24 protein-coding genes and 1 other RNA gene are annotated in these 24,012 nt (G+C 69.5%); 13 read left to right on the top strand and 12 right to left on the bottom strand.

Translation table 11 applies throughout. From position 1 onward, the window contains the following. Positions 1 to 19 precede the first annotated feature (19 nt). The 3 genes from VLK31_RS05290 (at position 20) to VLK31_RS05280 (ending at position 3,939) form a co-directional block, all read left to right on the top strand. Positions 20 to 2,347, top strand: coding sequence for an IgaA/UmoB family intracellular growth attenuator (locus VLK31_RS05290; RefSeq protein ID WP_409167306.1), 2,328 nt, complete (start codon positions 20 to 22; stop codon positions 2,345 to 2,347). Positions 2,348 to 2,553: 206 nt separating this feature from the next. Further along, complete coding sequence (htpX, locus tag VLK31_RS05285; RefSeq protein ID WP_409167305.1) at positions 2,554 to 3,429, top strand: protease HtpX; 876 nt, start codon at positions 2,554 to 2,556, stop codon at positions 3,427 to 3,429. 93 nt (positions 3,430 to 3,522) lie between these two features. Further along, the gene (locus VLK31_RS05280) at positions 3,523 to 3,939 is read left to right on the top strand and encodes a hypothetical protein (protein ID WP_409167304.1); all 417 of its coding nucleotides are present in this window, start codon (positions 3,523 to 3,525) and stop codon (positions 3,937 to 3,939) included. Here VLK31_RS05280 and VLK31_RS05275 read toward each other — a convergent pair. From VLK31_RS05275 to tehA, 6 genes are all read right to left on the bottom strand, one after another. Next, on the bottom strand, positions 3,925 to 5,031 hold the full coding sequence (locus tag VLK31_RS05275; protein ID WP_409167303.1) for a ProQ/FINO family protein: 1,107 nt from the start codon (positions 5,029 to 5,031) through the stop codon (positions 3,925 to 3,927). The genes VLK31_RS05280 and VLK31_RS05275 overlap by 15 nt on opposite strands. Before the next feature lie 50 nt (positions 5,032 to 5,081). Beyond that, the gene (locus tag VLK31_RS05270) at positions 5,082 to 5,705 is read right to left on the bottom strand and encodes a flavin reductase family protein (RefSeq protein WP_409167302.1); all 624 of its coding nucleotides are present in this window, start codon (positions 5,703 to 5,705) and stop codon (positions 5,082 to 5,084) included. A 45-nt stretch (positions 5,706 to 5,750) separates the two neighbouring features. Further along, the gene (locus tag VLK31_RS05265; RefSeq protein WP_409167301.1) at positions 5,751 to 6,314 is read right to left on the bottom strand and encodes a VUT family protein; all 564 of its coding nucleotides are present in this window, start codon (positions 6,312 to 6,314) and stop codon (positions 5,751 to 5,753) included. 9 nt (positions 6,315 to 6,323) lie between these two features. Then, positions 6,324 to 8,003 carry an NAD(P)/FAD-dependent oxidoreductase gene (locus VLK31_RS05260; RefSeq protein ID WP_409167300.1) on the bottom strand — a complete coding sequence of 560 codons (1,680 nt, stop codon included), beginning with the start codon at positions 8,001 to 8,003 and terminating at the stop codon, positions 6,324 to 6,326. A gap of 98 nt (positions 8,004 to 8,101) precedes the next feature. Next, positions 8,102 to 9,022 carry a cysteine synthase A gene (gene cysK / locus VLK31_RS05255; protein WP_409167299.1) on the bottom strand — a complete coding sequence of 307 codons (921 nt, stop codon included), beginning with the start codon at positions 9,020 to 9,022 and terminating at the stop codon, positions 8,102 to 8,104. Between the two features lie 74 nt (positions 9,023 to 9,096). Next, complete coding sequence (gene tehA, locus VLK31_RS05250) at positions 9,097 to 10,062, bottom strand: dicarboxylate transporter/tellurite-resistance protein TehA (RefSeq protein ID WP_409167298.1); 966 nt, start codon at positions 10,060 to 10,062, stop codon at positions 9,097 to 9,099. Between the two features lie 110 nt (positions 10,063 to 10,172). On the opposite strand from tehA, the gene VLK31_RS05245 reads away from it, so the two are divergent. Next, positions 10,173 to 11,153 (top strand): AraC family transcriptional regulator, encoded by a 981-nt coding sequence (locus tag VLK31_RS05245; RefSeq protein ID WP_409167297.1) that lies wholly within the window; start codon positions 10,173 to 10,175, stop codon positions 11,151 to 11,153. On the opposite strand, the gene msrB is transcribed toward VLK31_RS05245, so the two are convergent. Next, on the bottom strand, positions 11,150 to 11,671 hold the full coding sequence (msrB, locus tag VLK31_RS05240) for a peptide-methionine (R)-S-oxide reductase MsrB (protein WP_409167296.1): 522 nt from the start codon (positions 11,669 to 11,671) through the stop codon (positions 11,150 to 11,152). The genes VLK31_RS05245 and msrB overlap by 4 nt on opposite strands. A gap of 415 nt (positions 11,672 to 12,086) precedes the next feature. On the opposite strand from msrB, the gene VLK31_RS05235 reads away from it, so the two are divergent. After that, on the top strand, positions 12,087 to 12,959 hold the full coding sequence (locus VLK31_RS05235; protein ID WP_409167295.1) for a molybdopterin-dependent oxidoreductase: 873 nt from the start codon (positions 12,087 to 12,089) through the stop codon (positions 12,957 to 12,959). 24 nt (positions 12,960 to 12,983) lie between these two features. Here the strand turns inward: VLK31_RS05235 and VLK31_RS05230 are convergent, their stop codons facing one another. Beyond that, entirely contained in the window at positions 12,984 to 13,109 is a 126-nt protein-coding gene (locus VLK31_RS05230; protein WP_409167294.1) for a hypothetical protein, read from the bottom strand. A 74-nt stretch (positions 13,110 to 13,183) separates the two neighbouring features. On the opposite strand from VLK31_RS05230, the gene VLK31_RS05225 reads away from it, so the two are divergent. Both VLK31_RS05225 and rnpB read left to right on the top strand, forming a co-directional pair. Next, the gene (locus VLK31_RS05225) at positions 13,184 to 13,303 is read left to right on the top strand and encodes a hypothetical protein (RefSeq protein WP_409167293.1); all 120 of its coding nucleotides are present in this window, start codon (positions 13,184 to 13,186) and stop codon (positions 13,301 to 13,303) included. A gap of 39 nt (positions 13,304 to 13,342) precedes the next feature. Next, positions 13,343 to 13,700: RNase P RNA component class A (gene rnpB / locus VLK31_RS05220), an RNA gene on the top strand. 47 nt (positions 13,701 to 13,747) lie between these two features. On the opposite strand, the gene VLK31_RS05215 is transcribed toward rnpB, so the two are convergent. Beyond that, the gene (locus tag VLK31_RS05215; RefSeq protein WP_409167292.1) at positions 13,748 to 14,137 is read right to left on the bottom strand and encodes a hypothetical protein; all 390 of its coding nucleotides are present in this window, start codon (positions 14,135 to 14,137) and stop codon (positions 13,748 to 13,750) included. 135 nt (positions 14,138 to 14,272) lie between these two features. On the opposite strand from VLK31_RS05215, the gene VLK31_RS05210 reads away from it, so the two are divergent. The 6 genes from VLK31_RS05210 to VLK31_RS05185 are packed head-to-tail and all read left to right on the top strand — an operon-like array spanning position 14,273 to position 20,824. Next, positions 14,273 to 14,749 carry a MarR family winged helix-turn-helix transcriptional regulator gene (locus VLK31_RS05210; RefSeq protein WP_409167370.1) on the top strand — a complete coding sequence of 159 codons (477 nt, stop codon included), beginning with the start codon at positions 14,273 to 14,275 and terminating at the stop codon, positions 14,747 to 14,749. Next, entirely contained in the window at positions 14,750 to 16,954 is a 2,205-nt protein-coding gene (locus tag VLK31_RS05205) for an FUSC family protein (protein ID WP_409167291.1), read from the top strand. After that, positions 16,951 to 17,157 carry a DUF1656 domain-containing protein gene (locus VLK31_RS05200; RefSeq protein ID WP_286516887.1) on the top strand — a complete coding sequence of 69 codons (207 nt, stop codon included), beginning with the start codon at positions 16,951 to 16,953 and terminating at the stop codon, positions 17,155 to 17,157. The genes VLK31_RS05205 and VLK31_RS05200 overlap by 4 nt, the downstream gene beginning before the upstream one ends. Before the next feature lie 15 nt (positions 17,158 to 17,172). Next, positions 17,173 to 18,108 (top strand): efflux RND transporter periplasmic adaptor subunit, encoded by a 936-nt coding sequence (locus tag VLK31_RS05195; RefSeq protein WP_409167290.1) that lies wholly within the window; start codon positions 17,173 to 17,175, stop codon positions 18,106 to 18,108. Next, the gene (locus VLK31_RS05190) at positions 18,105 to 19,601 is read left to right on the top strand and encodes a TolC family protein (RefSeq protein WP_409167289.1); all 1,497 of its coding nucleotides are present in this window, start codon (positions 18,105 to 18,107) and stop codon (positions 19,599 to 19,601) included. Before VLK31_RS05195 ends, VLK31_RS05190 begins: the two co-directional genes overlap by 4 nt. Beyond that, a complete protein-coding gene (locus VLK31_RS05185; RefSeq protein WP_409167288.1) occupies positions 19,598 to 20,824 on the top strand; it encodes a multidrug effflux MFS transporter in 1,227 nt (408 codons plus the stop codon). The genes VLK31_RS05190 and VLK31_RS05185 overlap by 4 nt, the downstream gene beginning before the upstream one ends. Before the next feature lie 59 nt (positions 20,825 to 20,883). Here the strand turns inward: VLK31_RS05185 and VLK31_RS05180 are convergent, their stop codons facing one another. The 3 genes from VLK31_RS05180 to VLK31_RS05170 all read right to left on the bottom strand — a co-directional run bounded on the left by VLK31_RS05180 (position 20,884) and on the right by VLK31_RS05170 (position 23,955). Further along, complete coding sequence (locus VLK31_RS05180; protein WP_409167287.1) at positions 20,884 to 21,435, bottom strand: hypothetical protein; 552 nt, start codon at positions 21,433 to 21,435, stop codon at positions 20,884 to 20,886. 121 nt (positions 21,436 to 21,556) lie between these two features. Next, on the bottom strand, positions 21,557 to 22,282 hold the full coding sequence (locus tag VLK31_RS05175; RefSeq protein WP_409167286.1) for an RNA pseudouridine synthase: 726 nt from the start codon (positions 22,280 to 22,282) through the stop codon (positions 21,557 to 21,559). Beyond that, a complete protein-coding gene (locus VLK31_RS05170; RefSeq protein WP_409167285.1) occupies positions 22,279 to 23,955 on the bottom strand; it encodes an MBL fold metallo-hydrolase in 1,677 nt (558 codons plus the stop codon). Before VLK31_RS05170 ends, VLK31_RS05175 begins: the two co-directional genes overlap by 4 nt. Between the last annotated feature and the right edge of the window lie 57 nt (positions 23,956 to 24,012).

The raw sequence follows: 24,012 nt of genomic DNA, 5'->3' as shown, positions 1-24,012 counted from the left end.
GAGGAGCTCACACAACAACATGGACACCGTCATTCTTCTGCTCAAGGTCGGGCTGATTCTTTACGCGATCTACAGCTTCATCGTCTATGCCTCGCGCCGCTCCGGCAACCGCGACGCGCTCAAGCACTTTCGCGGCACGCCGGTGCTGCGCCGCATCACCGACGAAGAAAAATCCGCGCTGCAACCCTTCCTGATCGGCCAGGGCCTCACCGCGGATGACGACGTGCGCGAACTCAGCGGCGCCTTCGTGCGCCACGGGCTGCAGTCGCAGGGCGCGTCGACCGAGCACGACACCATCGGCGACGTCGATGTGCTGCTGCCCTACGACGCCTTCGACTACATCGAGTCGCACAACCAGGCGCTGGTGGTGCTGAGCAAGAAGTGCGCGGTGGTCATTCGCGTGAACGGCTTCGACCTGCTCGAAGGCCGCCAGCGCGCGCAGCGCCAGCAGGCACAAGACAAGCAGTGGAAGCGCGGCGAAGTGGGCGCGCTGCCCAACATCGACGAAATTGCGCTGGGCGCCGACACGCCGGTGCCCGTGCCCTCCGCCGCATCGCTTGCGAGTGACGCCACCGCCCGCTTCCAGCGCGGCGAGGTCGACATCCTGGCCCAGCGCACCGAAACGCCCGAGGAAGTGGCCGACCGCATCGGGCGCGGCGGTGCCTGGGTGTCGGCGCTGGCCTGGCTGGCCGCGTTCCTGCTGCTGTGGGCCGCCACCTGGGACGCCTCGCGCGACCTGCATGCGTACCTGCTGGCAGCGGGCCTGTGCTTCGGCCTGCTGGCCGTGTGGCTCTTCGTGCGCAAGCCATCGGCCACGTCGGCGGTGCGCGTGCCGCAGCCGGTCAACCGGGTGCGCGGCATGCTCAACCAGATTGCCGTGGTGAACGCGAGCAACGCGGCGGTGCAGCGGGTGGGCGTGTTCATCGGCGACAAGCTCAGCCTGACGCTGCCTTCGCACTGGAACAACGAACAGACGGTGCCTTACGGCGAGGTGATCGAGGCCGAGCTGCGCACCGGCGACTTCACCGCGGTGAGCTTCGGCGAGCGCTGGTCGGTGGCCGACGAATGGCGGCGCTTCAAGCCCGTGTACTGGGGGCGCCATGTGCTGCATCTGCTCATCGGGTTGCTCGCCATCGGCGCGCTCGCAGCGTGCGCGCCTGATTTGCGCGGCGACGCGGCGCTGATTGCGCAATGGTTCACGCACGACAAAAGCCCCGCCTACAGCGATGCCAACCCGCTGACAGACAACCCGCCCCAATGGGGCAGCATCGCCAGCATGGAGGGCCAGGCGCGCTGCGAGATCGACATGGGCGCCCACACCAACGGCCACGCCATGCCCGCCGTCGACTGCACCACGGTGCGCTGGTCAGGCAAGGCGCCGGTGGTGCCCGCGCTGGACATTGCGCCCAGCGTGCTCGCGCTGGCCGAGCCCGACTTCATCCGGGGCTCGGAGAACAGCATGGCCGCCAGCCTGATCGCGATGCTGCGCATGCGGATGGGCCAGGCGGCCGACCCGCTCGCGGCCTACCGTGCGCGCGAGAACACGCCGCTGATCGTGCGCAACTTCGACCAGTCGGTGGCGGCGATAGAGGCAGCATGCAAGGACGAGGGCGGCCTGTCGCCCGAGGCTTGCGGCCACCTGCAGCGCGAACTGGTGCGCACCGTCGATGCCACGGTGCAGAAGGGCGGCAACGACACGCCCGCAAGCACCTGGGCGGCGCTGGCCGCCAGCGCCAGGCCGGGCCAGGAGAACGCCGACATCGTGCTGTCGCGCACCCAGCTGGCCGCCGTGCAGCGCGCGGTGCGCCGGGCGGTCGACGCCGTGGTGGCCGAGAAGATTGCGGCGGCGATGCCGTCGATCGTGCCGGCCACGGGCGGGGTGCTGCTCGCGTCGAGCACGCGCATCGGCGATGCCCCTCGCAAGACGCTCAAGACGCGCGAGGCAAGCCAATCGGCAGAGGCCGAGGGCGAAGCCACTGATGCCACTGATGCCACCGATGCCACCGAAGCCGAAGCGGAGCCCGACAACTCCCTGCTGGGCCGCTGGGCCCGCCTGCAGCGCCATGCCACGGCCGACGGGCTGCGGCACTTCGTGCTGGAGGGCCTGGTCACCGAGGTGGGCCAGGACGCCACTGGCACGACGCGGGTGCGCGTGGAGCCCGGCCTGGACGCCACGCGCACGGCCGCGGCCGGCGCGCACGCGCTGTGGTGGCTGTTCGCGGCCCTGCTGGTGCTGGTGAACGGCGTGCTGTTCGCGGTGCGCCTGACGCAGAGCATGCGCCGCGGCAAGCGCCTGCACGCGGACATCGCCAGCCGCCCGGCACCGGGCGCCACGGGGCTTTTCTGAGCGGGCCGACAGGCCTTTGCCAACACGGGGAATACCCGGGCGGCCCGGCTTTTGCTCCTATCATGGTTGCGCCGGGTGCCGCCTGGCGCAGCCTGCAGGCACCCTCACAACACACAACAACACCCAGGGCCTTGGCACAGCGCACGGCTTGAAGAGGGCCCCGGGGCCCTCATCTGGGTGGCAGGTTTCCCCACGGAGAATTCAACTTGAAACGTATCCTTCTTTTCGTCCTGACCAATGTGATGGTCGTCGCCGTGCTGGGCGTGGTTGCCAGCCTGCTGGGCGTCAACCGCTTCCTGACGGCCAACGGGCTCAACCTGGGCGCGCTGCTGGGCTTTGCGCTGATCATGGGTTTTGGCGGCGCGTTCATCTCGCTGCTCATCAGCAAGCCGATGGCCAAGTGGACCTCGGGCCTGCGCATGATCGACAACCCCCAGACGCCCGACGAGGCCTGGATCGTCGGCACCGTGCGCAAGTTTGCCGACAAGGCCGGCATCGGCATGCCCGAGGTCGGCATCTTCGAGGGCGAGCCCAACGCCTTTGCGACCGGCGCGTTCAAGAACTCGTCGCTGGTGGCGGTGTCCACCGGCCTGCTGCAGGGCATGACGCGCGAAGAGGTCGAGGCCGTCATCGGCCACGAGGTGGCGCACATCGCCAACGGCGACATGGTGACCATGACGCTCATTCAGGGTGTGATGAACACCTTCGTGGTGTTCCTGTCGCGCGTGATCGGCTATGCGGTGGACAGCTTTCTGCGCCGCGGCGACGACCGCTCGTCGGGCCCGGGCATCGGCTACTACGTGAGCACCATCGTGCTGGACATCGTGCTGGGCTTTGCTGCCGCGATGGTGGTGGCCTGGTTCTCGCGCCACCGCGAGTTTCGCGCCGACGCCGGTGCCGCCGCGCTCATGGGCCAGAAGCAGCCGATGATCAACGCCCTGGCGCGCCTGGGTGGCCTGCCCGCCGGCGAGCTGCCCAAGGCTGTGGAAGCCATGGGCATCACCGGCAAGATGGGCAAGCTGTTTGCCACGCACCCGCCCATCGAAGAGCGCATTGCGGCGCTGCAGAACGCACAACGCTGAGCCAGGGCTGCTGATCGCTCATGCCAAACCGGCACCTGGAGGTGCCGGTTTTTTTATGTCTTTCGATTTGCTCTAGATGCCCGCATTGCCGCCATGAAGCTTCTCGGACTCTGGGCCTTGCTGTCTTGCGGCGCGCTGCTGGTCGGCGCGCTGACCACGCCGTGGTGGATAGCGAGCTACTTTCACGCGACGCTGGCCACCTACGGTGCAGAGCACCTCGCGGCGGCAGCGGCGGCCGAATTTCTGGCGAAGGAAGCGTGGTCCATGGCCGCCACCTGCGTGCTGGCGGCAGCGGGCGCGGTGACCGGGTTCTTCATGTGGCGCGAGGGGCGCGCGAGCCTGCGCGCCTGGCGCGGGGTGTGCGCCCTGGCGCTGCTCGACATCGCCGTGCGCTGGGCCTGGTTCGACGCCGAGCCCACCTTTGCGGTGGGCTGGGTCGTCTACTGGTGCGCCATGGGCCTGTGGGGCGAGCTTTGCGCGCGCCGCACCGCGGCCTCAGGCGTTGCTTGAAGGCGCGGGCGCTGCGGCGGTATCGGCTGCTGCTGCGTCGGGCGTAGCTTCAGGAGCGGTGTCCGCTTCAGCGTCGGATGCGGCTTGCGGTGCCGTGTCCGCCGAAGCCGAAGGTGAGGGCGCGAGAGCAGCAGCAGCAGCCTCTGCCTCCGCTGCCTCCACCGCAGCAGCCTCGGCAGCCGCAGCGGCCACCACCGCTGCGGCCTGGTCGCGGCGCACGCGTTGCAGCGTGCGCGTCACTTCGGCCTGTTCCATGCCGTACATGTCCGCGAACTCCTGCTCGCTGCGCCCGCTGGCCTCGAAGGCGCGCAGCAGTGCTTCGCGCTTGGCGGCCTGCTGGGCCAGTTCGGCCAGGGCTTCGTCGAGCACGGCGTTGTTGTTCGCGTCGCGCGAGCGCACCAGCACCGCATAGGCTTCACGCTCGAGGCCCGATGCTTCGACCGCACGGGCCAGGCGGGCCACCAGCTGCGGGCGCAGGTCTTCACCGGTGCGCTGCGAACGGCGGCGGTGCAGCTCAAGGATGGCGTGGTGCACATGCTCGGGCGCCACCGGCTCGGCCACGTTGCCGTCGAGGTCGTGGCGCGCATGGCCGGCGGCCACGCTTTCCAGGTAGCGCGTGGAGCGCGCATGCAGGCCCATGGCCACCTTGAGGTCTTCGGACTTGAAGTCTTCGGGGTGGCGGGCCAGCAGCTCTTCGTACACGCCGAGCTTCAGCGGCAGAAAGCGCGCGCCGAACAGGTTGGGGTACAGCGCGAACAGGCGTTCGAGCGCCGGGTGCACCTTGCGCTGCGGGCGGGCGGGCTGGGCCTGCGCCTTTTCCTTTTGCTGCTGCTGCGGCTGCTGCTGGCGGGGCTGTTGCCCGCCACGCTGGCCGCGACCGCCGGGGTTCTTCTGCCGCGGCGGGCGCGAGCCCTCGTGCGGCTGCCCTGGCTGTGCCTGGTGTTCCGCAGGCTGCGCGGTCGCGTCGGCGCCCGTGTCAGCGCCTGCGTCGGCACCGGACTGCAGCTGCTTCAGCTGATCGGCCATGTCCAGTTGCGGGCGCCGGGGCTGGCGTGCGTTCGTTTTCGGGGTGGCGGTGGAAGCGTCGGTCATGCGGGGGCGCAGTGGGATGAAATGAAAGAAAAGAGGCTGGCGGGGCGCGTTCAGCGCGGCCGGAACATCTTGAAGAGATTGTCGGGGCTGACTTCGAAGTAGTCCGCCGGGCCGCCGCCGCGCAAAATCGGCTGCGCCGCGGCGGTGTCGTAGATGCCGTCTTTCAGCAGGTGGCGTGCAATGTGCACGCCCACCACTTCACCCAGCACCAGCCAGGTTTGCACGGGCACGCCGTCCACGCCTTCGAGCTGCAATATCTGTGTGACCCGGCATTCGAAAGACACGGGGCTTTCGGCCACGCGCGGCACCGCGATGGTCCGCGAGGCGGCCGTGGTGAGGCCGGCCAGCTCGAACTCGTTCACCTCGGGCGGCACGGCCGCGCAGGAGCGGTTCATCTGCTCGGCCAGCGGCCGGGTGGCCAGGTTCCAGCCGAACTCCCGCGTCTGGCGGATGTTGTGCAGGCTGTCCTTGGCGCCGATGCTGGCAAAGCCGACGATGGGCGGCGTGTAGTTGAAGGCGTTGAAGAAGCTGTAGGGCGCGAGGTTGAGCACGCCGTTCGCGTCCTGCGAGGAGATCCAGCCGATGGGGCGCGGCCCGACCATCGCATTGAACGGGTCGTGCGGCAGGCCGTGGCCCTTGGCGGGTTCGTAGAAATGGAAGTCGTCGGTGGCCATGAGGATGTCGTGGGTTCGGTGGCGGGGTTCGGGTCCGGTGCCGGGTCAGTGGCCGAGGGCCGAAGCCCGCGCGGCCTGCCGCCCGATCAGCAGCCGGAACGGCAGCAGCATCAGCACGCCCACTGCCAGCTTCACCGCAAGGTCGCCAAGCGCCCAGGTGAGCCAGGGGCCGTCGGTGCCCGCAAAGGCGATGCCCCAGAACACGATGCTGTCGAGCACGGCCGCGATCACGGTGGCCACCAGCGGCGCGCGCCACCAGAGGCCGCGGCGCAGCCGATCGAACACGCCGATGTCCAGCAGCTGCGAGGCGATGAATGCCAGGCCCGAGGCGGCCGCGATGCGCGCCGGCGCGAGCAGCAGCGACACGCCCACCGCCACCGCAAAGCCCACCCACGCCACGCGCCGCGCCGTGCCGGGACCGAACCGCCGGTTGACCAGATCGCTCACCAGGTAGGCCACCGGGTAGGTGAAGGCGCCCCAGGTCAGCCAGTCGTTCAGCGCGTACTGCACCAGGATGTTGGACGCGAGCACCACCGCGGCCATGGCCAGCGTGGCCGCGGTCAACTGGCCGAAGGTGGGGCGCGCGAAACGGGTGGTGGGCATCGTCATGGCCATTGCTCAGACGCTCGCCGTGCGTTCGTGTTCGGACGCGGCCCGCACGCTGTGCGCCACGGCCTCCGCCACCTTGATGCCGTCCACGCCGGCCGACAGAATGCCGCCCGCATAACTCGCGCCTTCGCCGGCAGGGTACAGGCCACGCACATTGAGGCTCTGGAAGTCGTCGCCGCGCGTGATGCGAATGGGCGACGAGGTGCGCGTTTCCACACCGGTGAGCACGGCGTCGTGCGTGTCGAAGCCCTTGATCTTGCGACCGAACGCCGGAAAGGCCTCGCGCATCGCCTCGATGGCGTAGGCCGGCAGCGCCTGGTGCAGGTCGGTGGGCGTCACGCCGGGCTTGTACGAAGGCGTGATGCTGCCCAGCGCGGTCGATGGCTTGCCGGCCACGAAGTCACCCACCAGCTGGCCGGGTGCGTGGTAGTTGCTGCCGCCGAGCACATAGGCGTTGGATTCGAGCTCGCGCTGCAGCACGATGCCCGCCAGCGCATCGCCCGGGGCCTCGGGCGTCCAGCCGGGAAAGTCTTTCGGGTCGATGCCCACCACGATGCCCGCGTTGGCGTTGCGCTCGTTGCGCGAGTACTGGCTCATGCCGTTGGTGACCACGCGGCCCGGTTCGCTGGTGGCCGCCACCACGGTGCCGCCGGGGCACATGCAAAAGCTGTAGACCGAGCGGCCGTTGCTGGCGTGGTGCACCAGCTTGTAGTCGGCCGCGCCCAGCAGCGGGTGGCCCGCATGGCGGCCCCAGCGCGCGCGGTCGATGAGGCCCTGCGGGTGCTCCACCCGAAAGCCGATGGAGAAGGGTTTGGCATCGATGTGCACGCCGCGCGCATGCAACATCTCGAAGGTGTCGCGCGAGCTGTGGCCCAGCGCCATCACCACATGGTCGGCGCGCAGCGTGCTGCTGTGGCCGGTGGTCTGGTCGAGCACGGTGAGGCCGCGCAAATGTTTGCCGCCCGGGCCGTCTTCGATGTGCACGTCGGTCACGCGCTGCTCGAAGCGAATTTCGCCGCCCAGCGCCACGATCTGCTCGCGAATGTTCTCCACCACCTTCACCAGCTTGAAGGTGCCGATATGCGGATGCGCGACGTAGAGAATTTCAGGCGGCGCGCCGGCCTTCACAAACTCTTCCATCACCTTGCGGCCCAGGAAGCGCGGGTCCTTGATCTGGCTGTAGAGCTTGCCGTCGGAAAAAGTGCCGGCACCGCCTTCGCCGAACTGCACGTTCGACTCGGGGTTGAGCACGCTCTTGCGCCACAGGCCCCAGGTGTCGCGGGTGCGCTGGCGCACGGTCTTGCCGCGTTCGAGCACGATGGGCTTGAAGCCCATCTTCGCGAGCATCAGCGCCGCGAAAATGCCGCAGGGGCCGAAGCCGATCACCACCGGGCGACTCGTGCCTTCGGGTGCATCGGCGGGCGGCGTGTAGCGCATGTCGGGCGCGTTCTGGATGTGCGGATGGTCCGCGTGTTTGGCGAGCAGGCTCGCCTCCAGCGTGGCGTCGTTCAAACGCACGTCGCAGATGTAGACCGTGAGCAGGTCGACCTTGCGCGCGTCGAAGCTGCGCTTGTAGACGGTGTGGGAGTCGATCGCGTCGAGCGGAACGTCGAGCGTTCTGGCGATCAGTGTGACCAGCGCGTCGGGCGCGTGGTCGAGCGGGAGTTTGAGTTCGGAGATTCTCAGCATGACTGGCGTGGGGCTTGTGGTTATCAAGCAGACCGCGCATTTTAAGCGCCGGGGGCGCTATGAAAGGTATAGCTGATGGCCGACCCTGTAACCGCAGGTCAGGCTGGCAGGAAGCCTTCGACGGACAAGTAGCGCTCGCCGGTGTCGTAGTTGAAGCCCAGCACCACCGCATCGGGTGCCAGCGAGGGCAGCTTCTGCGCAATGGCCGCGAGCGTGGCGCCCGACGAAATGCCGACCAGCATGCCTTCTTCGACCGCGCAGCGCCGGGCCATTTCGCGCGCCGGTTCGGCGTCGACCTGCAGCACGCCGTCGAGTAGCGAGGTGTCGAGGTTCTTGGGGATGAAGCCCGCGCCAATGCCCTGAATGGGGTGCGGCGCCGGCGCGCCGCCGGAGATCACCGGCGAGGCCACCGGCTCCACCGCGAACACCTGCAGCCTGGGCCACTTCTTCTTCAGCACCTTCGCCACGCCCGTGATGTGGCCACCCGTGCCCACGCCGGTGATGATCACGTCGATGCCGTCAGGAAAGTCGGCCGCAATTTCTTCCGCCGTGGTGCGCACGTGCACGTCGACGTTGGCGGGGTTGTTGAACTGCTGCGGCATCCACGCGCCGGGCGTGCCGGCCACGATTTCTTCTGCGCGTGCAATGGAGGCCTTCATGCCGCCGGCGCGCGGCGTCAGGTCGAAGCTGGCGCCGTAGGCCAGCATCAGGCGGCGGCGCTCCACGGACATGCTGTCGGGCATCACCAGAATGAGCTTGTAGCCCTTCACCGCCGCCACCATGGCCAGACCGATGCCGGTGTTGCCGGAGGTCGGCTCCACGATGGTGCCGCCGGGCTGGAGCGCGCCGCTCTTCTCCGCGTCTTCCACCATCGCCAGCGCGATGCGGTCCTTGATGGAGCCGCCGGGGTTGGCGCGCTCCGACTTGATCCACACCTGCTGCTTCGCATTGCCGAACAGTCGGTTGATGCGAATGTGCGGCGTGTTGCCGATGGTCTGGAGGATGTTCTGGGCCTTCATGGGTCGGGTCTCCTGTGGATGCAATGCGTGAGTCGAACGAACAGCGCGCATTGTGAGACCAGGCCAAGACGCTTTCAGCGTGAGGGTGTTGCCGCGGGCAGCAGCCGGCCTTGCAGCAGCAGCGCCAGTGTCTTGAGCACCAGCAGGCCGATGATGATGTTGGCGGCCCCGAACAGCCATGGCGCCAGCCATTCGACGGGCCCGGTCGCGCCGCTGGCGAGCAGGCGCATGGCCAGTGCGGGCAGCGCGGCCACGCCGAAGCTGAAGGCCCAGTACGAAGGCGCGAAAGGCTGCCTGGCAATCCACGGCAGCAGCCGCACGAGCAGCAGCGCCTGGTACAGCCCGTAGCCCAGCAGGATCTGCGCGAACAGGTCGGGCACGCCGCCGTTGAGGCTCATGTAGGCCACGCCTCCGACCACGGCCGGTGCCAGCTGAATGCCCAGCACCGGGCGCAGCGCCTCCGGCAGCGGCGCCTGCAGGGCCGCGCGGCTCAGCACCATGGACTCGATGGCCAGCCACGAGAACATCCCCGCGCCGAAGAACAGCATGCCCAGGTGCGGCCAGCCGAAGGCGGCGGCGGTGGTGCCCGACACAAAGTTCTGCGCCACCGCCGGCAGGTACATGGCCGGCGTCACCAGCTCCGGCTGACGCCCGCCTTGCCACATGCGCCCGTAGAGCCAGAGGCCGAGCGCCAGTTGCGCGGCCAGCGCCACGGCGGCAACGGCCAGCGCCAGCGGCCGCGCCACCGGCAGCAGCGCCGTCGCCGCCAGCATGCTGGCCACCGGCACCAGTGCCGCGAAAGACGACTGCACCGGGTGGTTCATTTCGGCACGGGCCTCCGCGCCATGGCGCAGCCACTTGTGCGCATACAGCGCCAGCAGCACGAGCCACACCGCGATGCCGCCGAAGGTCAAAAGGTCGGCGATCTGCGGCGGCAGGTGCCACAGCGGCACGGCCAGGTGCCAGGCATTGCCCAGCGCCAGCACGCCCACGGCAATGCCGAAGAAAGAAACCGGAAGGGGCGCGTGCGCTGACGTCATGGAAGTTCACCTCGTCGTGATCGGATGAACCAACTTTAGGCCTGCGTGCTAGCATTTTGAATGCTGAAAAGTCTCTGAAACTTGCTCAGGCGTCTCACCTTATGGACCCCTTGAGCCAACTCGTCGGCTGGCTCGACCCGCGCGCTCGCATGGACCTGCGCTGCCTGTTCGGCCAGGACTGGGCCGCGCCGCATGCGCCCATCGGGCCGTGGCGTGCGCCCTTTCACATCCTGCTGCGCGGGCGCTGCGAACTGTGGCTGCCCGACAGCGGCACGCTGGTGCCGCTGGAAGAGGGCAGCCTCGTGGTGCTGCCGCGCGGCGCGGCGCATGTGCTGCGCACCGCCGGGCTGCAGGAAGGCAGGGGCCGCGCGATTCGACTGAGGCCGGGCGAACTGCTCGACCTGAAGACCAACGTGGCGCGCCCGGAGCGCGCGGACACCGACATCCTCTGCGGCGAGTTCGAGTTTCCCGGGCGCCGCCGCAGCATGCTGCTGGAGGCCTTGCCCGAGTCGATGGTGATCGCCTTCGCGGGCCAGCCGGAGTACGCGTGGCTCGAAGGGCTGGTGCGGCTCATGGCGCATGAAATCGCGCAGCAGCGCCCAGGTGCGGCGGCCATCGTGGCGCAGCTGTCGGGCACGCTGTTCACGCTGGCGGTGCGCGCGCACCTGCATGCGCGCCCGGGCCTGCCCGGCTCACTTGACCTGTCCGGCGTGCTCGGCCTCATGGCCAGCCCGCGCCTGGCGCCCGCCCTGCAGGCCATGCTGGCAGAGCCACAGATGCCCTGGACCGTGGCCGCGCTGGCCGAGCGCAGCCATCTTTCGCGCGCCACCTTCGCGCGCGAGTTCACGCGGCGCGCGGGCACGGGGCCGCTGGCGTTGCTGACCGGGTTGCGCATGGAGCTCGCGTCGCGGCTGCTGGCGCACGGCGGGCAGGACACCGCGTCCGTTGGCGAGGCGGTCGGCTATCGCTCGGAGGCTGCGTTCAACCGGGCGTTCACGCGCCACGCGGGCGTGACGCCGGGGCGCTTCAGGCGCGCGCCGAGCCGCGTTCAAGGTGCGCCTGGTGCTGCCGATGCAACGGATGGGGCCTAGGCAGTGCCGGCCGTGAACTTCATCGCCACGCCGTTCATGCAGTAGCGCAGGCCGGTGGGCTTGGGGCCGTCGTCGAACACGTGGCCCAGGTGGCCGCCGCAGCGGCTGCAGTGCACCTCCGTGCGGGCCATGCCGAAGGAGCGGTCGGTGTGCTCGCCCACGGCCTTGTCCAGCGGTTGCCAGAAGCTCGGCCAGCCGGTGCGGCTGTCGAACTTGGTCTTGGAGGAGAACAGGTCGAGCGCGCAGCCCGCGCAGGCGAAACGCCCGGCCCGGTGCTCGTCGTTCAGCGGGCTGGTGTAGGGCCGCTCGGTGCCTTCCTGGCGCAGCACGTCGAACTGGTTGGTGTCGAGCAGCTTGCGCCACTCGGCCTCGGTGTGGGTGACCTCGAACTTCTCGTTCTGCGCCGCTTGTGCGGCGCGGGTACCCCAGCCGAACAGGCCGAGCGATTGGGCAACGGCCAGCCCCACGGCCGAGGTGCCTGCGGCAAGGGCGAAACGGCGTCCGGTTTTTTGCGTCATGACAGGCCTTCGTTCTGTGGTGATGAGAGTTGCGGTGGTGGTCGAAATATCGTTTTCGATATGTTCATTTGAATACAACGCTGTACATTCGCCCGTTGGCTGCGAGAGGGCAGTCTGGAGGCCGACGGCAATGTTGCTTCCCTTAGTTCGGGCCGATGAGGCGCCGGGTTACAGCAATGGCAAATGCTTTTCGTCGTGTCGTGTCGAATACACCGAAGATGGGAGATTGGGTATGGATTGGTCCAGAGGATTGGTTTCGGGCGTTGCCGCATTGGTGCTCGCAGCATGCGGCGGCGGTGGAGACAATTACGGCGGTGTGTTCATTCCGCTGGTTCCGGCGCCTGCACCTGCCCCGGCCCCTCCCACGCCGCCCCCGCCGCCCCCGCCCGCACCCCCGCCGGCTCCGGCGCCCTCCGTGCAACTGGGCGGCGCCATCGACCGTCCGGCGGCGCTCACCGAGGCCGACCTCGCAGCCCGCGCGCCCATTACCCAGACCGTCAGCTTCTCCAGCGGCAGCGGCGCCCAGACGCACACCTACACCGGCGCCGGTCTCTGGCCGCTGCTGAACGACGCCGGCATCCAGGTCGACAGCGCGCGCAAGAACGACCTGCTCGGGCGCTACCTGCTGGCCACCGGCGCGGACGGCTACAAGGTGGTGTTCGCGCTCGGCGAGCTCAGCCCCGACTTCGGCAACAAGCCCGGCGTGGTCGCCTATGCGGAAACCACCGCGGGCACCTCGGCCCCGCTGGGCACGGCCGACGGACCGTTCCGCGTGACGGCCCCGGGCGACGTGAAGGGCGGGCGTTATGTGTCCAACCTCACGCGGCTCGACGTGCTGGCCGCGCCCGCGACGGCGGCGGCCATTCCGGGCGGCGGCGCATCCAGCAGCTTTGCCGTATCGGGCAAGGTCGGCACGGCCATGAGCTTTACCGCCGCCGACCTCAAAGCCATGACGGCGGCGCCGGACCTGGCGGTGGGCGCCAACGTGTACCGCGGTGTCAGCCTGTGGACGCTGCTGAGCGGCCTGGGCCTGCCCACCACACCGAAGAACGCGACGCTGGGCATGTACGCAGTGGTCACCGGCAGCGACGGCTACCGGGCCACGCTGTCGCTGGGCGAGATCGATCCCGGCTTCGGCGGCAAGGCCGCGATGGTCGCGTACCAGATGAACGGCGCCGACCTCACCACCACCGGCTTTGCGCGCCTGGTGGTGCCGGGCGAGGTGAAGCAGGGGCGCTCGGTGTCGAACCTGATTGCGATCGAGGTGTTCTCGGCGACGGCGCCCTGATCAACGCATCGGCGCGTCAGCCCATCAGACAACCAACGCGCGGTTGCGCCGCAGCGGCGCCTTCCACAGCGCCGCCAGCAGCACGCCCGCCGACCTGTGCCTGGCGTATGTGGTGGTCGACCACATGGCCGTGGCCGAGGTGCAGCGCATCTACCTGCCGGCGGCCGCGTCGCCAGCGGCTGCGCTTTCTGCGAGCCATCGACGCGCTGGAAGCAGGGCGCACGGTGCAGGAAATTGCATTCGACCTGGGCTGCAGCACGGCGTCGGCGTTCATTGCGCTGTTCCAGCGCCAGGCCGGCACCACGCCCGAACAGTACCGGCGCAAGTTCTGCGGCATCGCCTGAAAAGGGCGGGCTTGTTCATGAGGCGATAATCCTCCCCGTGAAGCACGCCAGACCGCCGCTGGTGCAAGCCCGAAAGGGACGACGCCGCAAGGCGCTGTGTCGAAAGACCGCACTGGAGGAACGTCCGGACTGCACAGGACAGCGCAGGAGTTAACGACTCTCCACCGTGAGGTGAGGATCAGAGCAACAGAGACGAGCCGATTCAGTTCGGGTGAAACGGGCAATCTCTGCGCGCAGCAACACCAAGTAGGCCAGTATCGAGGTGGTTCCGCTGAGCTGGCGGGTAGGTGGCATCGAGCCGTTTGGCGACAAACGGCCCAGAGTAATGGCGGTCACGCCGGGGTCTTCGCAAGAGGGCTCCGGTGCACAGAATCCGGCTTATCGGCGAGCTTCACACTTTCTTTCACGCGGCGCAGCAAGCGCCGCGCTTCGGGCACCGTGCCTTCAGCACAGGTCGCCCTGTGGCAGCCGATGCTCGGCATAGCAGCGCCGCAAGCTGTCGATCCACGCCGATGACACGCCCGCGATAAATGCCTCGCGCAGCAACCCGGCGTCGTCGGACACGTACGCTGCCAGCTCCGCTTGGCCCGTGCGTTCGGTCACCGTCTTGAACACCCATTCGCGCAAGTCTTTGACAGCCGCTTTCTGTTCGGCGCGCGACGTTGCCGGCTGGCGCTTGCCGGCGTCGCCTACATCGGCGGCCGCCTGCGCCCATGCTTCGTCGAACGGCGGCTGGTCGCGCGCATCCAGGTAGTCGTCCGCCGAGAAGCCGGGCAGTGCCATCGCCTGTTGCAGCGTGGCTTCGAAGTCGCGCTTGAGTTGTTCCACGTCCATCGGGCCATTTTCCGTGACGTACCCGCACGGGCTGCAGGGATCAGTAGTTACCCCTATAATCGATAGCAGACTAACTATTAGGCAGCTACCGTGACCGACACCGAAACCTCCCAGCACCCGCGCGCCCAGGCGCTGATGCGGCTCGGCACGTCGCTGGCGGTGCTGCAGCGCGGCTACCGTGCCGCGGCCGACAAGGCGGTGGCGCATGTGGGCGTGTCGCAAACGCTGGCCTACCCCATCGTGATGCTCGGGCGCATGAACGGCGAGGTGCGCCAGGGCGTGCTGGCCGAGGCGCTGGGCATCGAAGGCCCGTCGCTGGTGCGCTCGGTCGACCAGCTGGTGGAAGCCGGCCTGGTCGAACGCCGCGAAGACCCGGCCGACCGCCGCGCCAAGACCCTGCACCTCACCGAGGCCGGCAAGGCCACCTGCGCGCCCATCGAGGCCGCGCTGGCGCTGATGCGCGCGTCGCTGTTCGACGGCGTGTCCGACGACGACGTGAGCGCCTGCCTGCGCGTGTTCGGCGTGCTGGAGGAGCGCATGGGCGTTCGCGCCGTGCAGACCCCGCCGCCGCCGCCTTCGCCTTCGCCTGCGCCGCAAGAAGGGCGCAAGTAGATGGCCGGCTTCGCTCTTCCGCGCTTCACCCGCGCGAAGCTTCTGTTTTCCGGCAAGAGCTTTGCCGCCGCCATGCTGGCGATGTACCTGGCCAGCCGCGCCGGTCTGCCGCGCCCGTTCTGGGCGCTCATGACCACCTACGTGGTCGCCCATCCGCTGGCCGGTGCCGTGCGCTCCAAGGCGCTGTACCGCTTCTGCGGCACGCTCATCGGCAGCACCGCCACCGTGCTGCTGGTGCCGGCGCTGTCCAACGCGCCCGAGCTGCTCACGCTGGTGCTCGCGCTGTGGGTCGGCCTGTGCCTGTGCATCTCGCTGTTCGATCGCACGCCGCGCTCCTACGTGTTCATGCTCGCGGGCTACACGGCCGCGCTGATCGGCTTTCCGTCGGTGCAGACGCCGCTTGCGCTGTTCGACACCGCCGTGGCGCGCGTGGAAGAAATCGGCCTGGGCATCTTCTGCGCCACGCTGGTCCACAGCCTGGTGTTTCCCGCGGGGCTTGCGCCCACCGTGCTCGGCCTGCTCGACCGCACCCTGGTCGACGCGCGCAAGTGGTTAGGCGACCTGCTGCAGCCCGCTGGCCGCACCGCAGGCACGACGACCGACGTCGCCCCCCGGCGCCTGGACGACGACCGCCGCCGCCTGGCTGGCGACATCACGCAGCTGCGCCTGCTTTCCACCCACGTGCCTTTCGACACCACGCACCTGCGCTGGACCGCCGGTGCCATCCGCGCCATGCAGGACCGCGTGGCCGCGCTCACGCCCGCGCTCTCCGCCGTTGAAGACCGCCTGCAGGCGCTTGTGCAGGCCGAAGGCCAACTGGCCCCCGACGTGGCCGCCGTGCTCGCACAGGCCGCCCAATGGCTGCGCGAAGAAGCCGGGCCCACGGACAACGCCGGCAACGCCGACAGCGCGGCCACCCGCGCCCAGCGTCTGCAGGCCCTGCGCCGCGCCATCGGCACGCTCAGCGCAACCCCCGCAAACACAGCGACACAACCAACCCCCTGGGGCCGCGCCCTGCGCATCGGCCTGGCCGGCCGCCTCGAGGAACTGGTAGACGGCTGGACCGCCTGCGCACAGCTGCGCCAGGACATCGACGAAGGCCTGAAGGGCGCCGCGCCGCTGCGCCGCACGGCCGCGCTCGGCGCCCGTGTGCTGCACCGCGACTACGGCATGGCGCTGCTGTCGGCGCTGGCCGCGGTCATCGCCATCTGCCTGTGCGGTGCGTTCTGGATCGTCACCGGCTGGCCCTCGGGTGCGGCCGCGCCCATGATGGCCGCCGTTTTCTGCTGCTTCTTCGCGACCATGGACGACCCGGTGCCGGCCATTCACGGCTTCCTGAAGTGGACGCTGTGGTCCATTCCCATCTCCGCGCTCTATGTGCTGGTGCTCATGCCCACCGTGCAGGACTTCGGCATGCTCGCGCTGATCTGCGCGCCGCTGTTCCTGCTGCTGGGCGTGTACATGGCGCGCCCCGCCAACTTCATGGCCGCCATGGCGCTCATCTTCGGCGTGGCCGGCACGCTGGCGCTGCACGACACCGCCAGCTCCGACCTGGTGAGCTTCACCAACGGCATGATCGGCCAGATCGTCGGCGTGGTGGTGGCGGCCCGCGTGACGCGCCTGGTGCGTTCGGTGGGCGCCGACTGGAGCGCGCGGCGCATCCAGCGCGCCACCTGGCGCGAGCTGGGCGACATGGCCGCATCGTCGCAACCGCAGTACGCGCAAAGCGACGCCTATGCCGTTCGCATGCTCGACCGCATCGGCCTGCTGGCACCGCGCATCGCGCAGGCCGGCGGCACCGTGGAAGGCGTGGCGGCGGACGATGCGCTGCGCGACCTGCGCATGGGCGCGGACATCGCTGTGCTGCAGCGCGTGCGCGCGCAGCTGCCGCCGGCCACCTCGGCCGCGTTGCTGGGCGGCATTGCGGGCTTTTTTCGCCAGCGCGGCGAAGGCCGCATGAACCTGCGCCCGGCGGGCCTGCTGCCGCAGATCGACGAGGCGCTGGGCGCCGTGCTCGCGGAGCGCGATGCCGTGTCTTCATCGGCGCCCTCGTCGGCGACCACATCGGCGTCTTTATCGGCGTCCTCATCGGCCTCTCGCGCCGCCGTCACCGCATTGGTCGGCCTGCGCCGCAACCTCTTCCCCGATGCGCCGCCCCTGCTGGCGAGCGCACCCACGCCAGCCATTCAAGGAGCCTCCGCATGATCGGCGAAGCCAGTTTCTACGGCCTGTACCTGCCCTGGATCATGGTGCTGGCCCTGGGCGCCTTCGTGGCCCTGTGGGCCGTGCGCCGCCTGCTCGCGGCCACCGGCGCCTACCGCTGGGTGTGGCACCCCGCGCTGTTCGACATGGCGCTGTACCTGCTGCTGCTCTACGCGCTGAGCCGCGTGACCTCTTACCTTCAATAAACAAACGAGATTCCCATGAAAGCCAGTCCCTTCTTCGACAACCCCTGGGCCCCGCGCCTGGGGCGTGTTCTTCTGACCGTCGTGGTGGTGGCCGCCGCCGTGTGGGCGGGCCTGCGCCTGTGGGACCACTACGAGCTGGCGCCGTGGACGCGCGACGGCCGCGTGCGCGCCAACGTCGTGCAGATTGCGCCCGACGTGTCGGGCCTGGTCACCGCCGTGCCCATTCGCGACAACCAGTCGGTGGCCGCCGGCACGCTGCTGTTCGAGGTGGACCGCGCGCGCTACGACCTTGCCGTGCGCCAGGCCCAGGCCGCGCTGGCCGCGCAACGCGCCATGAGCGCCCAGGTGCAGCGCGAGAACCAGCGCAACGTGGGGCTGGACGACCTCATCTCCAAGGAGTCGCGCGAGCAGACCCGCTCGCGTGTCGAGCAGATGCAGGCCGCGGTTGCGCAGGCCGAAGTGGCGCTGGACGCGGCCCGCCTGAACCTGCAACGCGCCGAAGTGCGCGCGCCCACCGACGGCCTGGTCACCAACCTCGATTTGCGCCAGGGCAGCTACGCCGCAGCCGGGCGCCCGGTGCTGGCGCTGGTGGATGCGCAGTCGTTCTACGTCGAGGGCTACTTCGAAGAAACCAAGCTGCCGCGCATTCACCTGGGCGACCGCGTGCGCGTGACCGCCATGGGTGGCGGCGCGGTGCTCGAAGGCGCGGTCGACAGCGTGGCCGCCGGCATTGCCGACCACGACCGCTCCACCAGCGCCAACCTGCTGCCCAGCGTGAACCCCACCTTCAACTGGGTGCGGCTGGCGCAACGCATTCCGGTGCGCATCAAGCTCGACCCGCTGCCGCAGGGCGTGCGCCTGGTGTCGGGGCAGACGGTCACGGTGCAGGTGCTGGAGAACAAGGCGGCTCGCAATGCCGCAGCCACCGCGCCTGCCGCACAGAAGGGATGAATCAGATGACTGGCTTCGCCACTCGCTCGGCATGCCGCATCGCGACCATTGCCGCCGCGGCCGCGCTCGCCGCCTGTGCGGCGGTCGGCCCCGACTACCACCAGCCGCCCGAGGCGCTGGCCAGCCAGGCCGCCGCCGCCCGGCCCTTTGCCGAGGCCCCCGCCAACGCCGCGCCGCTGCCCGCGCACTGGTGGCGCCTGTACCACGACCCGCTGCTCGACAAGCTCGTGGCGCAAGCCCTGGTGCACAACACTGACCTGCGCCAGGCCGTGGCCAACCTCGAACGCGAACGCGCCATCGAAGACGAAGTGGCCGGTGCCAAGTACCCCACGCTCGGCGTGAACGGCGGCCCGTCGTTCGGCCATGTGTCGGGCCTGTCGCTGCTGCAAAAGGGCTACGAGCCGCCGAGCACCTTCAACTACGGCGCGGGCGCTTCGTTGTCCTACCAGGTCGATTTGTTCGGCCAGATCCGCCGCGGCATCGAAGCCTCGCAGGCCAACACCCAAGCCTCTGAAGCCGCGCTCGACCTGGTACGCGTGAACGTCGCGGCCGGCACTGCGCGCGCCTATGCAGAGGCCTGCTCCACCGGCCTTCGGCTGCAGATTGCGCAGAAGTCGGTGTCGCTGCAGCAAGACGCGGTGAACGTCACCGACCGCCTGCAACGCGCGGGCCGTGCCGGTGCCATCGACGCCAACCGCGCCCGTGCGCAACTGCAGCAGCTCAATGCGTCGCTGCCGCCGCTCAAGGCCGAACGCCAGGGCGCGCTCTATCGCCTGGCCACGCTCACCGGCGCGCTGCCGCAAGACTTTCCGCGCGAGGTGGCCGACTGCACCGTGCCGCCGCGTGTGGCCGGTGCGCTGCCGGTCGGCGACGGCGCCGCGCTGCTGCGCCGCCGCCCCGACATCCGCCAGGCCGAACGCAGCCTGGCCGCATCGACCGCACGCATCGGCATTGCCACGGCCGACCTGTACCCGAAGATCACGCTCGGCCTCTCGGGCTCTTCGGTGGGCCATGCCGACGGCTTCGGCCGCAAGGACACCTTTGCCTGGAGCCTGGGCCCGCTGATCTCCTGGACCTTGCCCAACACCGGCGTGGTGCAGTCGCACATTGCGCAGGCCGAGGCCGGCACGCGCGCCGCGCTCGCCAGGTTCGACGGCACCGTGCTCACCGCGCTGCGCGAAACCGAAACCGCGCTCGCCACCTACGCCCGCGAGCTCGACCGCCATGCCGCGCTGCAGGCCTCGCGCGACGAGAGCGCCAAGGTTGCCGCGCAGGCGCGCCAGCTCTACCAGAACGGGCGCACCGGCTACCTCGACTCGCTCGACGCCGAGCGCTCGCTGGCCAGCAGCGAAGCCATGCTTGCGGCCAGCGAGGCGCAACTGGCCGACGACCAGGTCGTGCTGTTCATGGCACTGGGCGGCGGCTGGGAACCCGCTGACGCCAACCTGGCGCAGGGCGCCGTGCCGGCTGAAGCGACCACCATCCGGCAATGACAGAGCCCGCCCCCGCCGAGCCACAGCGCCGCGCACACGCGCCGCTGTGGCTGCTTGCGCTGGTCACCTTCAGCGGCACGCTGGCCATGCACATCTTCGTGCCCGCGCTGCCCATTGCCGCGCAGAGCCTGGGGGCCGGCATGGGCGCCATGCAGATGACGGTGAGCCTCTACATCTTCGGCCTGGCCGTGGGGCAGCTGGTGTACGGCCCGCTGGCCGACCGCTATGGGCGGCGCCCGGTGCTGCTGCTGGGGCTCGGCCTGTACTGCGTGGCCGGCCTGGCGGCGGCAGTGGCGCCCGATGTGCATGCGCTGATTGCCGCGCGCCTGTTCCAGGCCGTGGGCGGCTGCGCCGGGCTGGTGCTGGGGCGCAGCATCGTGCGCGACACCGCCGGGCCGCAGGAGGCCACGCAGCGCCTTGCGCTGATGAACCTGATGGTCACCGTCGGCCCCAGCCTTGCACCGCTGATTGGCGGCGCGCTGGCCACCGCGCTGGGCTGGCGCTCGATCTTCTATGCGCTGTTTGCGCTCGGCGCCATCGGCTTCGTGGCCACCTGGCGCCTGCTGCCCGAGACCGGCGCGCCCGGTGCGGCAGTGAACGCGCGCGACCTGGCGCGCAACTACAGGAAGCTGCTGGCCTCGCCGGCCTTTCTGGGTTTTTCCGTGGGCGGCGGTTGCGCCACCACGTCGATGTATGCCTTCATTGCGTCGGCGCCTTTCATCTTCGTGGACCAGTTGCACCGGCCCGCGCACGAGGCGGGCATCTACCTGGCGATATTGGTGTCGGGCGTTTGGCTCGGCAGCTTTCTCACCAGCCACCTGATCTCGCGCGTGCGCGTCGACCGGCTCATGACGCGCGCCAATTTGCTGAGCATGCTCGCGGCCTTCGTGCTGCTTGGCGCGGCGCTGAGCGAGCACCTGTCGGTGCCGCTCATCGTCAGCTGCATGTTTCTGTACACGGTGGGCGCCGGCATGGCCTCGCCGGCCGCGCTCACGCAGGCGATCAGCGTGAACCCGCAGGTCATCGGCTCGGCATCGGGCCTGTACGGCTTCACGCAGATGGCCGTGGGTGCGCTGTGCACTGCGCTCGCGGGCATGGGGCACCGCAACCCCGCGCTGGCCTCGGCCATCGTGCTGGCGGGGGCGGGCATCGTGGCGCAGCTGTCGTTTGCGGTGGCGCTGCGCGCGCAACGGCGCACGGCGGAAGCGAAGCTCAGCGCGTGAACAGCCAGCCGCCTTTGGGCTGGCTCAACGCGTAAACAGCCAGCCGCCCTTCGGCTGGCTCAACGCGTAAAGAGCCAGCCGCCCTTCGGCTGGCGTGTGAGCTCGTGGCGCTTCACGGCGCGTTCTTCGCCGTCGTCGCCCACGTAGACGATCTCGAAGCGCAGCAGCTTCGGCGTGACCATTTTCCAGTTCTGCATGCGCTGCACCGTCGCGCAGGCGGTCTTGTCATGGAACTGCATCTCGGCCATCGGGCCGCCCTGGAAGCCCTTGCCGTCGAACAGCGTGCTCGGCGCCGCGAAGGGGCCGAGCACCGTGCCGTTGCGCGCGGTGATGCAGCCTTCGGTGCGCACGAACGACTCGATGGTGGGCGACGCGCTGCGCAGCACATTGCCTATGGCTGGCGTGGAAGGCTTGGCGTCCAGTGCCTCGCGGATGCGTTCCACCTGCGCCTCGGTGATGGGCGCCAGCCCATCCCGCGTGATCACCGCCGGTGGCGGGGCAGGGCGCACCGCGGACGGCGCGGAGGGTGCGGGTGTGAAAAAACTGCAGCCCGTCACCAGTGCCAGGGGCAAGGTGCAGGCCAGGGCTTTGCTCGGTGTGCCGAACTTCATGGCTGAGTCTCCTGTCGGCGGCATGCGAATGCCGCAGGCTGAAAATTGCAGTCCGCGAACATGCGGTGCATCGTCGGGGGCGCTGTGCGGAGCCGGTGGCTCCTGTCGTTGTGCTCGCGCCTCAAAAACGCTCGTGGGGAGCGAGGTAGCGCCACTGGCCGGGCTGCAGCCCCGCCAGCGGCACGCGGCCGATGCGGATGCGGCGCATCGCAAGAATGCGCAGCTCCACATGGTCGCAAATGTGCGCGATCTGCCCCGGCTGCGCGCCCTTCAGCGCAAAGCGCAGGCCGGTCTGCTCGTCGCTCTGGCGCCCGATGCTCACGCGCGCGGGCGAGCGCTCCAGCCGCGCAAGCACCTCGGGGCTCACCTGGCCGGCCACGTCGACCATCACCTCGTGCTCGAGGATGCCGGCGTCTTCCTGCAGCTTGCGTTCGATGCGGAACTCCTGCGTGTACGCGACCAGGCCGCTGGCGCCGGTTTCCAGCGGCGTCATGCACTGCTGGCCCTTCACATGCACCGCCAGAAACTTCTGGCCGGCGCGCTCGGGCTCATGGTGGTTCGCGGCCACCAGCAGGCGGTGCGCCTTGTCGGTCGGCACGCCCGCGGGCTTGTACAGCAGCAGGGTGACGGGCACGATCGGCTCGGGCTTGGCGCCCGCGGCAATCTCCACCTGCTGGTGCGCCAGCACGCGCGACTGCGGCAGCATCTGCTGCACGCCGTCCACGCGCACCGAGCCGTTTTCAATCAGCAGCTCGGCTTCGCGGCGCGACACGCCGGCCAGCGCGGCCACGCGCTTGGCCAGGCGAATGCCTTCGTCTTGAGGGGTGTTCTTGTCGTTCTTGTTCATCGGGTTGCAGTCAGTTGCCGGATGCGCGCCACATGCGCGGCCAGCGAGCGTGCCGCCACCGGCCACATGCGCTCTGGCACGTCGTCGTAGGCAATGGGCAGCCATTGTTCGGGGGTGCCGTCGGGCAGCGCGTGCATGGCGGCGGCAATCTTGGCCTCGCGCTTCAGGCGGTGCGCCTTCAGCATGCCGATGGCGGTGCGGGCAAAGCCGATCACGTAGCCGTGCGCGGGCAGGATGAATTCAACGCCGCCTGCCTCGCAGGCCGCGTCCAGCGCGTCCAGCGAGTCGAGGTAGGCCGTCATGTCGCCGTCGGGCGGGTCGACCACCGTGGTGCTGCCGTTCAGGATGTGGTCGCCCGAGAACAGCAGGCCGTCTTCTTCCAGCACCAGGCACAGGTGGTTGGCCGCATGGCCGGGCGTGTGGATCACGCGCAGCGTGTGGGCGAGTGCGTCGCCCTCGGCAGTGGTGCCGCTCAGCACCAGCCGCTCGCCGTCGGCCAGCTCGCGCTCGGCCGTGAAGCGCGCGGACGAGCGCGCGGTGGGCGCGGAAGACAGGCCCAGAATCGGCGGTTTCGTGCCCTTGCACAGCGCCTGCAGCGGCGCCGCGCCCGGCGAATGGTCGGCATGCGAATGCGTGCACACGATCATGCGCACGTCGCCCTGCGTGAGGCGCCACAGCCGCCCGATGTGGTCGAAGTCGTTCGGGCCCGGGTCGATCACGGTGTAGCCGGTGGCCGCGTCGCCCACGATGTAGCTGTTGGTGCCCGGGCCGGTCATGGCGCTGGGGTTGGGCGCGGTCAGGCGCATCACGTTCTTCAGCAGCGCCACGGGCTGCTCGCTGCGCCAGTCGAGCGCATGCAGCATCTGGCCGTCGGGGCACACCAGCGCCAGCTCGCCGAAGGGCTGCTCGTGCTCCATGTAGCGCACGTCTTCGCCCTTGAGCAGGCCGCCGCGCGGGCAACTGGTCCACAGCGGCGCCTCGCCGGCACCGGCCGGTGCGCAGGCCGCGAGCACAGAGTCGACCGTGGTGTACGCGGCCATGCGCTGCAGCGTGCGCACGGTCGGAAAAATCATGAAGAAGCTGCCCTGCGCATGCCGCGCGAGCGCGTCGGCGGGGCGCACCCAGCTGGGCTCGAACTGCTCGCTTTCGTCGGCCGAGGGTGTTTGCCCATCCGGCATGCGCGCCACCAGAAACGGCACGTCGAAGCGCCTGGGCAGGTCGCGGTCGGTGATCCAGTGCGCAAGGGTGAACACCTGGTCGGAGTCGAGCACCAGCCCGCGTGCCGCGCACTGGTCGGCAAAGGCGGCGCCTGCGGTGTCCTTGCGGTCCATCGATGCGATGTCGGCGTCGGTCACCGGGCGGCCGTCGGCGTGGTGCGCCAGCAGAATGCCCAGTTCTTCGAAGGCCTCGCGAATGGCCGCGATGGCCTGCGTGCGTTGCACGCGGCTTTGCGTGGGGCGGCGCGTGGCGATGCGCTTGGCGGCTTCGTCGGCCGCGTCGATGTGACCGCCGGGAAACACATAGGCGCCGGGCGCAAAGCTGGCGGTGGCCGAGCGGCGCGTCATGAGCACCTCGAAACCGGCTGGGGTGTCGCGCAGCAGCAGCACGGTGGCGGCGGCGCGCACCGCGGCGGGTTCGCGGTAGGGGTGGAGTTGTTGGGAGGGGCGGACCATGGGGGGATTATCGGGAGCGGGCGCGGTAAGTGCTTGTCACGGCGCACCGGTTGCATA

Source organism: Variovorax sp. H27-G14 (genome assembly GCF_046156345.1).
Classification (GTDB): Bacteria; Pseudomonadota; Gammaproteobacteria; order Burkholderiales; family Burkholderiaceae_C; genus Variovorax.
Note: the sequence above shows the minus strand (reverse complement) of the source record. Positions and strands in the feature narration are given on the sequence as shown.